The sequence below is a fragment of the candidate division KSB1 bacterium genome, assembly GCA_022562085.1.
Lineage (GTDB): Bacteria > Zhuqueibacterota > Zhuqueibacteria > Oceanimicrobiales > Oceanimicrobiaceae > Oceanimicrobium.
Genome location: JADFPY010000002.1, coordinates 18,286 through 34,192, shown reverse-complemented (window position 1 = coordinate 34,192; position 15,907 = coordinate 18,286). Strand labels below are relative to the sequence as shown.

The window sequence follows — 15,907 nt, the reverse complement described above, 5'->3', positions numbered from 1 at the left end:
GAGTTTGTGTTATGGACTTGAAGTTCAAAGAAAAGTTTGCTTTGAAAATTCAGTACCTTGTTGGCTGGATCACCTTTCCGTTTTGGGGTACGTTTTACATTGCTTTCATGCGTTTCGTTTGCAGATATAAAGTTCAACAATTGCGTGAAATTCGTAGACATTATAAACAACTTAAGCGAAGCGTGGAAGGTCCAATAATTGTGTGTTCAAATCACCTTACAAAAATAGATTCGGTTATCTTGAACTGGAGTCTGGCTTCAATATTTTCCTATATGCGCTCTTTTAAAATTTTCTCATGGAATTTACCAGAGCGGGCTAACATCCATCAAAATTTTATTTTACGGATTTTATGCTATCTCGGTAGTTGTGTTCCAATTGATCGAGGTGGTAGCAGAAGCGCCGTAAAAAAATCTCTCGATAAAGTAATCTACCTTCTCAAAAAAGGCCATACAATAACTGTCTTTCCCGAAGGCAGTAGAAGTAGAACCGGTAGAATTGATTTGGGTAGTCTCACTTACGGTGTTGGTAGATTAGTAAATAAGTTTACAGATTGCAATGTCTTGTGTGTGTATTTACGTGGCCATAATCAAGAAGAATACAGCAGCATTCCGCCTCGAGGCGCACGTTTCTATGTCGATATGGAACTCATAAGACCCCGGAGCAGGTACTCTGGTTTACGCGCTACAAGGGATGTCGCCATCCAAATAATAAGCAAGCTTGGACTCATGGAACAGGCTTATTTTGCTACTGTTAGGCAATGATATTGTTGATTTAAACGAAGCGGGCATCACAGGTAAATTTTATAGTGCCCGCTTTGTTGAAAGAGTTTTCAGCCGTGAAGAAAAATCCGCTATTTCGCTCTCAGAAAATCCTGATTTAACCCTCTGGATGTTCTGGGCAGCCAAAGAAACTGCCTACAAAATCATTTCAAAAATAACCAGGCCTCCGGTCTTTTCATACAAAAAATTTCGAAATCAAAGTCTAAATTTGAAGTTGTTTATGATGCGCGGCAATTTCAAATAGAATTAGCTACCAATATAAATTACATTCATGCCGTTGGCGCGCATGCAAATACCAGTGAGCTGCCAAACTATTTATTGAGCGAAAAGGTGCATCAGGTAACGCATTCTGAGTTAAAGGATTGGCAAAATCCGAACAGTTGGTCGGAACATTTTACAAAAGAAGAACTCGTTTCAATCCATCATGCGGAATCGGCTCTGGTACGCTTTCATTGCAAGAAATTAGTAGCAAAAGAACTAAAAGTTGCGCCATCGCGGCTGCAAATTATTCGTCCTTCTAAAGCACGTAGGCCGCAACCGCCTTTTCTATTATTGGATAATAAACAGACTGAAATTGATATCAGCCTGTCTCACCATGGGTTGTGGCTAGGATTCTGTTTTAGTATTAAACAGGGGGCAAAGGTAATAAGCTGTCAAGCTCATTAGTTTCCCAGATTCTCTGTAAGAAATGTTGTGCTACTTACTTAGTCCCCATGCCTTAGAAAACCTATATTTTTATTGACATGATGTTGAACTTTTCGTACTTTTAAATTGAGATATTTTTCTGGTCTCCGCTTGCCATCGGTGATCGAGATGGCAAGTTGAAAAATTATGTTTGTTTAATCGACAGGACCTAACCCGTCTTTGGTGTCTAAACAAAGTACTCATTCCGAAGCGAAGACAGCAGCTCGGGCATTATTGGGCTCGCGGCTTAAGCTTCTTTGTGAACCTTCTACAAGAACACTCTATGTCTGAATTCAAGCCCATTCCCAATCCGTACATTGTCGGCAACCCTATTAAATCCAGAGAGATGTTCTATGGCCGAGCTGACGACTTTGATTTTGTAAAACGCAAACTCGAGGCGGGGGATCAGAGTTTTGTCATCGTATTCTGTGGGGAACGGCGAAGCGGAAAAACTTCTATTTTGTTTCAAATCTTAAATGGAGAATTGGGGACGAGCTTTCTTCCCATTCTGGTGGACATGCAAACCATGGCCGGTCTAAAAAATGACGCGGAGTTTTTCGAAAAAGTCGCCAAGGAAACCGTCAAATGTCTGCAGGATGACAAGATCGATCTTAACGACTATGATTTCCTGTCCCAAAAGGAAAATCCCTACAAAGTATTCGACAAGCTACTCGATGATGTGCAAACGCTCAATCCGGATAAGAAGATACTCTTTCTGATTGATGAGTACGAGTTGATCGAATCGAAAATCGATGAAGGCAGTCTAAGCGCAAATTTGGTCCCTTTCTTGGCCGGCATCCTGGAGAGCGAACGCAAAGTCTCTTATATTTTGACCGGCTCGACGCGGTTAGATGACCGGGAAAGCAAATACTGGTCGATCATGCTTCCCAAGTCCCTCTATCGTAATGTCAGTTTTCTCTCTGAGCGAGATACGCTGCGATTGATTACGGAGCCAGTTCCGGACTATGTGAGCTATGAAGATGATGCCCTTGACGCCATCCGCCGGCTCACTGCCGGACAGCCATTTTATACCCAGGTGGTTTGTCAGAACATTGTTGATCATTTGAATGACAAGGAAAAAAATCACGTCGACAAGCAAGATTTGAAAGTGATCGCTGATGAAATCATGGAAAACCCTCTCCCTCAGATGATCTACTTCTGGAACAGCCTGTCCAATAATAAGAAACTCGTTCTTTCTCTTATGGCGGAATTGCTGAAAGATGAGAATACCTCCGTAGAAGCCAAGCAGATCGAAAAACGATGCAAAAAACGCGAGCTCGGTATTAATGCAAGTGTACAAGCCATCAACACGACTCTGGAAAGTCTGTTCCACAGTCAGTTTGTCAATAAGACTGACGACGGCTACAGTTTCAAGATGGATCTCTTTAGAGGGTGGATAAAACGTGATCACTCGATCTGGAGCGTTATCAAAGATGTCGGGTCTGACCTAACCGAAGAGAAAAGGGCGCCAGTGGAAGTCAGTACCGACCAAGGTATTCCAAGCCAGACAAGTCGTGGCCCGACGAAAAGGAGACGGAGAAAATGGCCGGTAGTCGTCGTGGTTGCCACTTTGTTCGGTATCCTGATAACGCGGTTTCTGCCGGAGCTAAAGGAGCGGTTTCAAACTATCATACCACCGTCCGAAATCAAGACCGCAGAACCTCCGGCTGAATTGAACGATCTGGAGTCGGCAGGGAAAGCGCGAGAAGCCATGGAGATCGCCGAGGAGCAAGCCGTTCAGAAAAATGCTTCCAAGTATGCCGAAGCATCCTTTGACTCCGGTTTGCAGTTGAAACAACAAGGGCTTACAGTTTTTGATCAGCTTGATTATACCAGTGCAATAGATTTGTTCCAGCGCGCCAAAGAAAAATTCGAAGAATCGGTCGATCGCGCTGAAAAAGAGGAAGCAATCGAGCAGGCCCGTGTTAAAGCGGGAGAGGATGCCAGGAGTCGAACGGCCGCTGCTCAAAGCCAGGCAATAAGCTGGCGGAATAGGATGAGCAGTGCCAAAACGGCAGCAGAAAAGGTTTCCGCGGCCGCGCTTGCGGAAAAGTCTTTTAACGCCGCCAGGCAAAAAGAGAGAGCAGCGAGACGCTCCTTTTCTAAAAAGCGGTTTCAGACGGCGAGTACCGATTTTCAGCACGCCCAGCAACTATACTTATCTGCCGCCGCAGAAGCACGTACGGCTTCCGCCAACTTTGCCACACAAGCCGAGGCACTTCGGAAGAGTCTCCAGAAAATAAAGGGCCAGCTTGACGAACAGTATGTATTTTTGGATGACTATCAGCAGGCCGCAAAGGCGGAAAGGAACGGCGAGTCGCAATTGCAAAGTGGGGACGCTACCGCGGCTGTCCAGAGCTATCGACGAGCTCAACAATTTTATGAAGCCAGTATCGTCGTGCGCAAAGGCCAAATAAAAAATATCCGATCTGTAATTGCCCAATATGGACAAGCTCTGGAAAATAAGGATATTCAGTCGTTAAAAAGTCTCTATGTGAACTTCACTAAAAAGATGGAAACACAATGGTCTCAGGTGTTCAAAACCGTGGATAATATTGAAGCCCAATTGTCGATCGAGAAATTTACCTTTCGCGAAAATGGCGTTACGACTTCTGTAGATGTTCGCCTGAAGTATAGTGGCTTCGTCAATTCTGACAATCGCTTTACATGGCAGATTCAACTCGCTGAAGCAAGCACTACTTGGCTTATCTCTAACATCAGCCGAGGTGGGTAACCGAAAACAAAAGGAGGAGAAAAATGCACTCAAATCGATTGGTTGTGGCGGTGTGGCTTATTGTAGCGCTGGCTCCGTCACAGACCGTTGTTGGCCAAAGTTTACGGGATAAAATAGGTAATATCTTCGGTGAAGTTCTGGAGATCGAACTCGCCGGCCCCGGGGAACACGGGACCCATTTTAGGGCGGACAACGTGGCGTTGAGCGAGGCGACCATAAACTCATTTGCCAGCTTCATTGCTGCAAATATCGCCTCCTTTCCACTCGGTTCTACTGAAGCTGGTTTGACCTTCGATTTTAGTACCGGTCAGCCCGTGAGTACGACTACGAGCATGGGCCCAATCTTTTCTGAACGAGCGCAAACCTTGGGCAAGGGCCGGTTCAGTCTGGGGCTCAACCTAAGTGTTCTCAACTTCTCTAAACTCCGGGGTCTCAAGACTGAAGACATTCGCTTTACCTTTACCCACCAGGATGTGGGAGCGCCCGGCCTTGGCGACTCTGACAATGAATTCGATACCATTGATCTTTTCATGAATTTGGATTTGAACGCGACCATTGTTTCGTTCAACCTGACGGCGGGCATCACGAATCATTTTGATATCAGCATTGCTGTGCCGTTCGTCAATGTCAGTGTAAACGCTGATCCCATCGCTCGAATAAATAGCTTCACCTTTGTTAGCAACGATACGGCAAACCATAGTTTTCCCGGCGGTACCCCGTCGGACCCCATCCTATCGCTGAGGCCAACTTCTCTAAATGATGATGATGCGGGCATCGGTGATATCGCTCTTCGTGCCAAGTATAGCTTTCTTCGCGGGAAGACGCTTGGTCTCGCGGGCTTGCTTGAGTATCGTGCCGCAACGGGCGATGAAGAAAACTTCCTGGGCACTGGCCACTCAAGTTTTCGGGCGATGCTGATCGCCTCGGCCATTATTGGGAATTTTGGACCCCACCTGAATTTGACCTACGACCGCCGAAACAACGATCTCGATCCCGATGAAATCGAACTTTTTGTCGGTTATGATCAAAAGTTGGCAACATGGCTGACATTATCTGTAGATTTCCTGGGCGAATTCGAAATCGGCGATGAAATTGAAGAGCTGCGATTCGGAAAGTCCGTCACCTTAGAGCGACCGGCCGGGAATGCCGTGCGGGAAGTGATGTTGACGAATATTCCCAGTTTTTCTCATGACCATAACCTGAATGCTTCACTGGGTCTAAAGTTTAACCCCAAGCCAGAGTTTATCTTGATTGGCAATATAATAGTTCCTCTCAATGCTGGTGGGCTGAGATCAGACTTTATTGCAACGGTGGGTTTTCAGCTCGGTTTCTAATGATGCAAAACCTTTACGATTACAAAAGCCCTGTTACAAACCGCGATCTTTTCTTTGGACGGACCAATGTGCTTACGAAGATTTACTCACGTATTGGCGCGGACCGCCCGCAGTCTATCTCAGTCGTTGGTGAGCCAAAGATTGGGAAATCTTCCCTCTTGTGGTATCTGGCGCTCGAAGAGACGAGACGAACGTGGCTTAAGAACCCTGATGACTATATCTACTTTTATATGCCCATCAGGTTGGAAAGGAACCTCTCCTTTAAAAATTTCTACATCTCTCTATGCAACGGTATTTCTCAAAAAACCAAAGTGATAACTGAGATCAGAGAAGCCGAACCCAGTTATGATTTGTTCAAGAGCATCATCGAAAACCTGAATCAAAAAGACAAGAAGATCATCCTGTTCTTCGATGATTTTCATCTGATTACTCAAAACGAAACTTTTCCGCTCGAGTTTTTTTCATTCTTGCGTTCATTGGCGAATAACTTCAATCTGGCTTTTGTCACGTCATCTTTTATGGATTTACAAAAACTCTGTGTTTCCAAAGATATAGAGGAATCGCCATTCTTTAACATTTTTACAAATGTCACCCTGAAGCCCTTTGAACAAGATGAAGCGATACAGCTCATAGAGGAACCATTTCATAGAGCCGGTCTATCCGTGAATTCCGAACGCAAGCTGATCCTCAATATGGCTGGCCATTTTCCCTTTATGCTGCAAGCGGCTTGCAGTATCCTTTTTGATATGAAGGTGGCGCGTGCCAGCCTTGAGCCGGCTGACCTGAGGGTGTGGGAGGCCAGGTTTTGCGCTGAAGTTGAAAGCTATTTCAAATCCTTATGGCAATCGTTTAACGACGACCAGAAGGAAATCTTCAAACTCCTAATGAAGTCAAAGCGAATTGACAAAGCCAAAGTATACGTCCTTGATGATCTCGTCAGACGGAATTATGTTGTTATGACCGGCGATCGCCCTCAGCTATATTCACCGGTATTTAAGAAGTTAGTTGCAGAAATAAACGGCACCGGGTTGCCAGAGCGTGGACGGTTCTCGCGCTGGCTAAGGAAGCTGCAAGGCAGTTTCAGTAGAAGCGCAATAAACGACTCTTAGATCATGATCGGAAAAACCATATCCCATTATAAAATACTGGAGAAATTGGGTCAGGGCGGCATGGGAGAGGTTTATCTTGCCGAGGATAGCAAACTTCATCGTAAAGTGGCGCTCAAGTTTTTGTTCCAGCAGTTGTACGAAAACGACAAGAACAAGGCACGTTTTGAACGGGAAGCGCGAGCGGCTGCAGCGTTGACTCATCCCAATATTGTCGTCGTCTACGAAATCGACGAATTCGAAGGTCGAATCTACATATCGATGGAGTATATCCAGGGTGAATCCCTCCGCCATTACATCGATAAGCAAAAATTCTCTCTGAATGAGAGCCTCGATATAATCCTGCAAGTTTGCCAGGGTCTCAGCACAGCACATGAAGCTGATATTGTGCATCGAGACATCAAGCCGGAAAACATCATGATCGGCCGCGATGTGAGGGTGAAGATCGTGGATTTTGGCTTGGCCAAACTCAAGAACCTCGGCGATCTGACCACACTCGGAACTCAAATAGGCACGGTACATTATATGTCGCCAGAGCAGGCAAGAGGGGAGGAAGTTGACCAGGCTTCGGACATCTTTTCATTGGGAGCTGTTTTTTATGAACTTTTGAGCGGGCGGCTTGCTTTCAGTGGCAATCACCCAGTCGAGGTGGTCTACTCGATTATTAACGAAGAACCGGAGCCTCTCCCCGACGTACCGGATGATTTGTACAAAATTATTGAAAAAGCGTTGAAGAAAAAACGAGAGGAACGGTACGGCACGGTGCGTGAAATGATCTCGGAGCTGCACACGATTCAGCGTCGTCTTGAGATGGACGAAGGCGCAAGCAGTGGAGGAAATGTGGGACTCGAATCCCCCTCGAACTTCAAAGCTGGAGTGGACAACATTAGAGATTTGTTATCGCAGAGGCGGAAAATAGACGACATCATTGTGAGCAAGTACACAAAAGACGTTACGATTATGTTCAGTGACGTTGTTAGCTCAGTGGCCTACTTTGAGCAAAAGGGGGATGTGTCCGGGCGTGCCATGCTGCACCGCTACACTCGCCTTATGACCCCTCTCATCGAACAGCACAGCGGTCACATGATCAAAACCAGTGGCGACGCCATTTTGGCCTATTTCACAGAAGCAGCGAATGGCTGTCGTTGTAGCATCGCAATGCAGAAAGTGCTGCGTAAACAGACGTTGGCTCAACCGGAGGAGGATCGAATTGCCATTCGAATCGCGTTGCATTTCGGCCGGGCTATGATTGAAAAAAACGACGTCTACGGCGATATCGTCAATGTCGCTGCGCGCGTCGAACAGAGGGCGACTGCCAACGAAATACTATTGTCAGATAGTGTCTTTCAGAAAGTCAAGGATAACTCTGAATTCGCCCTGGCTTTTGTTTGCAATGAGCTATTGAAAGGCAAAAGCGAAAAAATCGATATCTACCGACTCCAATGGCAAGAGGATGAATTAATCAGGGAAAAAACATCTGACAGGGGAAAAAGCGACCTGCCACCGACAATCACATTGACGCCGCCGCTGGATGTGGAGGGGGAAGAGAAGGGATTCGCAAAAGGACTCAAAAACCCCTATATGAATCGGGTCAAGATCAAAAACATAGATGAGTTCTACGGACGCAAAAGCGAAGTTTCCAAGATTTTTTCCAGGATCGGATCGTCAAGACCCCAGTCTGTTTCCATTGTGGGCGAGAGAAGAATCGGCAAATCCTCCCTGCTCAATTATCTATGTCATCCGAAAATTCGGATGACATATTTACAAAGGCCCAACGATTACCGGTTCGTCTTCATCGATTTTCAGGAAAAGCGTGGCATTGACATCCCAACATTCTTTCAATCTATTTATGCATTTCTCTTAGATGAGTCCAGAGGTGGACTGGCCCTGGATGTCCAACCCGACTATGAGGGCTTTAAGAAGGTGGTAACAGCCTATGATGAGCATGGCTTAAATATCATTATGCTGTTTGATGAATTTGAGAGCATCACCCAAAACCAAAAATTTGACACGGAGTTCTACTCCTTTCTCCGCTCCATCGCCAACAATTACAACATTGGGTATGTTGTTTCGTCGGGGAGGAACCTCCAGACGCTGTGCCACAGTCGCGCGATTTCTGACTCTCCGTTTTTTAATATCTTCTCCAACACAACCCTATCGCACTTTAGCCAGCAAGAGGCGCTGGAATTGATAACGGGTCCCTCTCAAGAATTAGGATACTCCCTGGAATATTATGCACCGTTCGTCTTTGATATCGCGGGCTATTATCCATTTTTTATTCAGATGGCCTGTGCCGTCCTGTTCGAATACGTCAGAAGTAACGAAAGTATCACGGACGCCACTTTTGAGCGGGTGAAGGAGGAGTTTTTGGACGAGGCAAGGGTGCATTTCCAGCAGATTTGGGATACCTGCGATGATGACCAACGCGATGTTTTGTTATGCCTGTGCCAGCGTGAAAAAGTTCCTAATGCCCAAAAATATGTGTTGACGAATTTAATCAAGGGGGGCTACGCCAAAGTGAATAAAAAACAGTCGTTGGTATTTTCTTCCCTATTCGAAGAATTCATTCTTGAGCGATATAGTGCAAAAATGGCACGGAAAAAGAAGAAATTTCTGTTCTGGAATCTTTGAGGATCAATATCATGTCACGTCTATCTCTACCCATCGAAAACATCAAGAATCATTACACAGTTGTGGTGATCGGATCCGGCTATGGCGGCGGGATCGCCGCATCGCGTCTTGCCAGGGCTGGGCAGCAGGTCTGTGTATTGGAACGAGGAAAAGAGTTCTTTCCAGGCGATTTTCCCAGTACCCTACCTGAAGCCGCTGCAAACTCGCAGTACGATACACCAAAAGGCCACTCTGGCTCTGAAACGAATCTTTTCGACTTCCATACCAATGATGACATAAATGTCTTGGTAGGTTGTGGCCTTGGTGGTACCTCCTTGATTAACGCGAATGTTGCTATCGAGGCTGACCCCCGGGTCTTTCAAAATCCGGCGTGGCCAAAAGCGCTGGTGCAGGACCTCAACGACGGCGTGGCGGCCGGTTTCAAGCGAGCCCGGGAAATGTTGAAACCCGTACCGTATCCAGACAAGTTGCCGTCTTTGAAAAAACTCTCCGCGCACGAAAAATCTGCAAAGTATATGAAAGAGGATTTTTATCGAACTCCCATTGCAGTTACATTCGAGGAAAACAAGGACGGCCTGAATCATGTCGGAGTGGAACAATCTCCTTGCATTTTGTGTGGCGATTGTACCTCTGGTTGTAACCACACTGCTAAGAATACGGTGCAGATGAACTACCTGCCCGACGCCAGGAACCATGGTGCTGATATTTTTACGGAAGTGAATATTCGCTACCTAGAGAAGCAAGCGGGCAAATGGGTCGTGCATTTCAAGGCAACCGGCATGGGACGGGAAAAATTCGATGCTTCCACTTTGTTCGTCCGGGCAGACATCGTTATCCTGGCAGCCGGGACGCTGGGTAGTACGGAAATTTTACTGCGTTCAAAACAAAACGGGTTAACCGCGTCGGATATGCTTGGCAAGCATTTTAGTGGAAATGGTGATATGATCGCTTTCGCTTATAATAATGATGAAAAGATAAACGGCATCGGCTGGGGAAATCGTACTCCAGATGCTGATAACCCCGTTGGGCCTTGTATTACCAGCATCATCGATACGCGCAAAAGCAGTGAAGATTATAAAGAAGGCATGTGTATTGAAGACGGCACGATTCCTGGAGCAATGTCGGCGATTTTACCCCTGCTGTTTTCAACTGCCAGCAAATTCATTGGTGAAGATACCGATGAAGGGTTGTTAGACTTCCTCGGTGAGAAAAAACGAGAATTGGAAAGTGTTTTCCTGGGAAGTGCCTACCGTGGCGCGGTCAATAATACACAAACTTATCTTGTTATGTGCCATGATGGTTGTGGAGGAGTCATGACGCTTCAAGATGACAGATTGCGCATTACCTGGCCGGGGATCGGTAAGGACGAGATTTTCATAAAAGCAAAGAAGCGTCTTATCAAGGCGACAGAAGCGCTGGGGGGAACGTATGTGCCAAATCCGACATGGACAAAACTATTAGGTCATAATTTGGTCACCGTTCATCCCCTGGGCGGTTGTATTATGGCTGAACAGTCATCAGACGGTGTGGTGAATCACAAAGGTCAGGTATTCGCGTCAAAAGAAAGTGATGAGGTTCACCGAGGCTTGTACGTGCTCGATGGCTCAGTTATTCCGACGTCACTAGGGACCAATCCTCTCTTGACGATCTCCGCAATTGCTGAACGTAATGTCGCGTTAATTGCCAATGACCACGGTTGGAGAATCAATTACGATTTGCCATCGCGAGCACCGAAAGCCGTGCTACCATCTAAAGTGGGAATTCAGTTCACCGAGACCATGGTGGGCTATTTCTCAACCAAAATCAAGGAAGACTATCAAAGGGCTGCTGAACTTGGTAAGACAGAGGGCTCGACTTTTGAGTTTACCGTCACCGTCATTTCCAATGATCTTGAACTAATGCTTCAGGATGAGAGACACCAGGCAACGCTAATAGGTACTGTCAGCGCTCCTGCCCTTTCTACAGCAGCCTTAACGGTGACTGAGGGTGTTTTTAATCTCCTGACCGAACATCCCGACGAGATCGAAACTCGCCTGATGCGTTATGATATGAAATTGAGTTCGCAAGAGGGTCAGGATTATTATCTGAAGGGGTTCAAAGAGATTCGAGATGACCCAGGTTTTGATCTTTGGAGCGATACTACGACGCTCTATATCACAATCTATGAGGGCGAAAATGAAGGAGGTCCGGTGTTCGGCAAGGGTGTGCTGAAGATCAGGGCGATGGATTTTATGAAGCAGATGCGAACGCTTAAGGTGACCAACACCAGCAGTTTGGCGCAGTGTTTGAAGTACAATGCGCAATTTGGGACATTTTTTGCCGGGAGGCTTTTTGACACTTTCGGTGGTATCTTCGCCGGGCAGAATTATTTCAATCCAGATGCTGCCCCCCGTAAAAAACGTCCGTTGCGTGCCTCTGCACCCGAGGTCTTCGATATCAAGACCCAGGATCAGGTAACGCTTCGTCTGACTCGTTACCAGGGGGGCTCAAAAGGCCCGGTCATACTTTCACACGGATTGGGTGTGTCCAGTCGTATTTTCTCGATGGATACTTACGACACGAATCTGGTTGAGTATCTCTTCGCCCATGAATATGACGTTTGGCTGCTGGATTATCGCGCCAGTATTGAGCTCCCAGCTGCGCATGCACAATTCAGCGGGGACGTGATAGCCAAGTACGACTACCCCAGGGCAGTCGATGCCGTTCTTGAGATCACTGCTGCGAAAAGTGTACAGATGGTGGTTCATTGCTACGGATCGACAACCTGGTCTATGTCCATGCTTGGCGGCTGGCTGCAAGGGGTCCGCGCGGCGGTCTGTTCGCAAGTGTCTACCCACATGAAGCTGCCCTTCCTATCAAGGATGAAGACCGGTCTACATACACCTAGCTTCCTGGCTAAAATGGGGATAAAATCACTCAACGCTTATACGGCCAAAGACGCTAAGTGGCCGGACAAGTTGTTTAACGAAGCTCTGAAATTTTATCCGATCCAAAAAGAAGAGCGCTGCAACAATCCGGTTTGCCACCGCATCGCTTTCCTGTACGGTCAGCTATATGAGCACGACCAGTTAAACCGCCTGACACATGACAACTTGCATGAGTTGTTTGGAGTGGCCAATATTACTTCCTTCGAACACCTCGCGCTTATGTCTCGTAAAGGGCACCTGGTCAATCTTCAAGGAGAGGATAGTTATCTGCCCCATCTTGAGCGCATGGCGATACCGATTACTTTCATTTCGGGTGAGGAAAACGAATGCTACTTGCCCGAGAGCACCGAAATCACCTACAACCTGTTGCGTGACCAGAATGGAGCAGATCTTTACAAGCGTTTCGTGATTCCGGATTATGGGCACATCGACTGCATTTATGGCAAGAATGCCGTGCGCGATGTTTATCCCCACATCTTAAATCAACTGGAAGAAACAAAATCATGAATAATTCTCCACATCAGTACGATGCAGTCGTCATCGGTTCTGGATTCGGTGGTTCCATAAATGCTTTACGTTTGGCGGAGGCCGGCAAATCCGTGCTGGTTTTGGAGCGCGGCAAACGCTACAAACCCGGCGAATTCCCCAGAGACGTCACCGATGTCAAGAGCTTGTTTTGGCGTTACCCGAAACAATCGGATTTTCGGGGCTTGTATGAATTGGACTTTTTCTCCGGCATAGGAACCATTGTTGCAAGCGGCGTTGGCGGTGGATCTTTGATTTACGCCAATATCCATATCCGACCGGACGCTGTGGTGTTTGAAGATCCCAAATGGCCGCGCTTAATTAACCGCGCGAGTCTTGATCCATACTACGATAAGGTCGCAGATATGCTGGGCATCGCACCGGTGCCGGCAGACGTCTCATTGCCGAAACGCGACATCTTTCGACAAGCAGCTAAGAAGCTAAATCGAGATGTTTTCGATCCAGACCAGGCAGTGAGTTGGCAAGAGCCTGGCGGGCCAGACCGGGAGGCTTGCCGCATGGTAGCGGAGTGCGAATTTGGATGTCAGTACGGAGCAAAAAACTCGCTGGATCTAACCTATCTTGCGAAGGCCGAGCAGTTGGGCGCTCGCATCCAAACCGGCATCAACGTCATGCATATTGAGCCTTTGCAATCGGGCTATCGCGTGCATTATAAAGACGTGGGAACCGATAAAGCGGGCAGTGTTGATGCCTCACGTACGGTTCTCTCAGCGGGTACTCTAGGAACCAACAAGATTCTACTCCAGAGTCGTGATGTATTCAGAACCCTGCCCAAGCTTAGTGCAAAACTGGGCAGCGGTTTCTCAGGAAATGGTGATTTTCTTGGGTCCATTCAGAATAGTGAGATCGACCTCGAACCATGGAAAGGGCCGGATGTCACTTCCGTGATGCGCTATTTTGACGAGGCGCCTCAGTTCACCATGGCCGCGCCTAGCTTCAGTCAACCGGTGATGAAAGTTTTGGCTGCTATGGGCCAGCCCAACCACGGTTGGCTGCGTTTTCTGTCGCCGATACTGTGGCATAAGATGGCGTCCATTCTCATTTGGGCATTTAAGAAAGGACTGTTGAGTAAACCGGGTAAAGCGTCTATGCCCAACGCTGGTGATCCTGCCAGAATGACCAACCTTTTTGCGATTGGACGGGATAATGCCAACGGTCAGATCCGGTTGAAAAAGGGAAATCTCGATATTACGTGGAATTATGCTCGTGAGAACCACGAGTTGGTGGAGAAGATGATTGCAAGTATGCAGGAAGTAAGCGATATTTATGGCGGAACATTTGCCCCACTGGTCACCTGGACCATCTTTAAACGAATTCTCACCGTGCACCCACTCGGCGGATGCAATCTCTCTGATTCACCCGAAGAGGGTGTTGTTTCCTCCGCGGGAGAAGTACATGGCTACCCCGGCTTATACGTCGCTGATGGGTCCATGATTCCCTCATCACTGGGGTTTCACCCCTGCATGACCATTTCCGCTATCTCGGAGCAGACGGCGGAAGCCGTGGTTGAAAGTTACAAAGATTCATAATGAAGAAGGGAGGACATTCAGTATGACGACCCCGGACTATGACATTATCCTCGCGGGGTATGGCCCCGTTGGCACGACGGCTGCAAACTTGTTTGGCCAACTTGGCATCCGCACCCTGGTGCTCGAACGTGATGATGCCGTTTACCGGTTGCCGCGTGCAGGAACTTGCGATGATGAATCGATGCGCATTTGGCAGTCGATCCATTTGTCAGATCTGCTCATGCCCAAACTGCTGCCCCAGAATCTTTTACAGTTTCTGGATGGTGTTGGCAAACCATTCCTGGAAGTACGTAGCACCGATTTCGGCTACGGGTTCCATGTGTTCATACTCCTCTATCAGCCATTTATCGAAAAAACGCTGCGCGAAGGCGTTGACCGATTTCCCTGTGTTGAAGTTCGACTGGGAAACGAAGCAGAGTCATTTTCTGACTCTGGCGAAGGAGTTACCGTCGTCGTGCGAGACCATGGTACCGATAAAGTTTACGAGGTCAGAGCAAAGTACCTGCTGGGATGTGATGGAGGTCGTAGCATTGTGCGTCATCAGATAGGTGCGGAGTTGATTGGAAAGACCTTCCAGCAATGGCTTGTTGTCGATGTCAAGATTGATGATCCATCTAAGTATCCGTCAAATCTCCAATTCATCTGTGATCCGAAGCGTCCGGTTGTTACCTATCCGATGGCGTTCAACCATCATCGCTGGCAGTTCATGCTCAAGACTGGGGAAACCCAGGAGCAAATGGAACAGCTCGAAACGGTCAGAGCGCTGTTAGCTCCCTGGGTGGATTTAGGAGATGTGGAGCTGATCCGCAAGTCCGTGTACATCTACCATGCCCGTATCGCAGACAAGTGGACTGCTGGGCGGGTTTTCCTGGCCGGCGATGCGGCACACCTCACGCCACCGTTTGGTGGCACCGGCATGAACTCAGGGATTCGCGATGTTAGTAATTTGAGTTGGAAGATGGCGCTCGTTCTTCGTGGTCATGCCGACCCCGCGATCCTGCAGTCCTACCAAATCGAACGAAAACCTCACGTTCAGAGAATGACCAGAATGTCAGTTAATTTCGGTCGTATTTTACAAACCGAGAGCCGAACTGTTGCCTGGATTCGCAACCTATTCTTCCGTCTTCTCAAGTTTGTACCTACCATTGGCCGCAAGGTAAGAAGTGGAGAATTCAGGCCAGAGGCAAGCTTTCGTGGTGGTTTGGTTGCTAGCGACCGCCAGCAACAATCACGTGCGGCCCGGGGCAAACTATTCATTCAACCAAAAGTGCGCACGACAGATGAGGAGAGCGTTCTGCTGGATGAGGTGCTGGGCCACGGCTTCGCTGTTCTCGGCCTGGAGGTTGATCCTCGCTGCGTGATAACTACAGAGTCGCAAGCTTTTTGGGAGAACCTGTCGACCAGGTTTGTCCGGATCATCGGGGCAACGGAACAGCCAGGGCCTGAAGATGGCCTTGCAGTCGTGGCTGACCTGGAGAGCAAGCTCGCAGCCTGGTTCGATAGATTCCAGGTGAATCTTGTGGTTCTTAGGCCAGATCGCTATGTTTTTGCGGTCTTCAACGCCAACACTGCCAGCAGCGCTACCCAGGAACTCCGGCAGTCTCTGTTTCCGGATGGCCAGGTCTCGTAGTTAAATT

At 47.7% G+C, this 15,907-nt stretch carries 10 protein-coding genes; all 10 read left to right on the top strand.

The window, feature by feature from the left end:
- Positions 1-11 precede the first annotated feature (11 nt).
- The 10 genes from IH879_00370 to IH879_00325 all read left to right on the top strand — a co-directional run bounded on the left by IH879_00370 (position 12) and on the right by IH879_00325 (position 15,900).
- Complete coding sequence (locus tag IH879_00370; GenBank protein MCH7673387.1) at positions 12-761, top strand: 1-acyl-sn-glycerol-3-phosphate acyltransferase; 750 nt, start codon at positions 12-14, stop codon at positions 759-761.
- Positions 742-1,023 carry a 4-phosphopantetheinyl transferase family protein gene (locus IH879_00365; GenBank protein ID MCH7673386.1) on the top strand — a complete coding sequence of 94 codons (282 nt, stop codon included), beginning with the start codon at positions 742-744 and terminating at the stop codon, positions 1,021-1,023. The genes IH879_00370 and IH879_00365 overlap by 20 nt, the downstream gene beginning before the upstream one ends.
- A 74-nt stretch (positions 1,024-1,097) precedes the next feature.
- Positions 1,098-1,445, top strand: coding sequence for a hypothetical protein (locus IH879_00360; GenBank protein MCH7673385.1), 348 nt, complete (start codon positions 1,098-1,100; stop codon positions 1,443-1,445).
- Positions 1,446-1,746: 301 nt separating this feature from the next.
- The gene (locus IH879_00355; GenBank protein ID MCH7673384.1) at positions 1,747-4,197 is read left to right on the top strand and encodes a hypothetical protein; all 2,451 of its coding nucleotides are present in this window, start codon (positions 1,747-1,749) and stop codon (positions 4,195-4,197) included.
- 23 nt (positions 4,198-4,220) lie between these two features.
- Positions 4,221-5,531: a transporter gene (locus tag IH879_00350; GenBank protein MCH7673383.1), complete on the top strand. Its 1,311-nt coding sequence runs from the start codon at positions 4,221-4,223 to the stop codon at positions 5,529-5,531.
- The gene (locus IH879_00345; GenBank protein MCH7673382.1) at positions 5,531-6,640 is read left to right on the top strand and encodes an ATP-binding protein; all 1,110 of its coding nucleotides are present in this window, start codon (positions 5,531-5,533) and stop codon (positions 6,638-6,640) included. Before IH879_00350 ends, IH879_00345 begins: the two co-directional genes overlap by 1 nt.
- A gap of 3 nt (positions 6,641-6,643) precedes the next feature.
- Positions 6,644-9,268 carry a protein kinase gene (locus IH879_00340; protein ID MCH7673381.1) on the top strand — a complete coding sequence of 875 codons (2,625 nt, stop codon included), beginning with the start codon at positions 6,644-6,646 and terminating at the stop codon, positions 9,266-9,268.
- An 11-nt stretch (positions 9,269-9,279) separates the two neighbouring features.
- Positions 9,280-12,702 carry a GMC family oxidoreductase N-terminal domain-containing protein gene (locus IH879_00335; protein MCH7673380.1) on the top strand — a complete coding sequence of 1,141 codons (3,423 nt, stop codon included), beginning with the start codon at positions 9,280-9,282 and terminating at the stop codon, positions 12,700-12,702.
- Entirely contained in the window at positions 12,699-14,270 is a 1,572-nt protein-coding gene (locus IH879_00330; protein MCH7673379.1) for a GMC family oxidoreductase, read from the top strand. The genes IH879_00335 and IH879_00330 overlap by 4 nt, the downstream gene beginning before the upstream one ends.
- 22 nt (positions 14,271-14,292) lie before the next feature.
- The gene (locus IH879_00325) at positions 14,293-15,900 is read left to right on the top strand and encodes a bifunctional 3-(3-hydroxy-phenyl)propionate/3-hydroxycinnamic acid hydroxylase (GenBank protein MCH7673378.1); all 1,608 of its coding nucleotides are present in this window, start codon (positions 14,293-14,295) and stop codon (positions 15,898-15,900) included.
- The last annotated feature ends 7 nt before the right edge of the window (positions 15,901-15,907 follow it).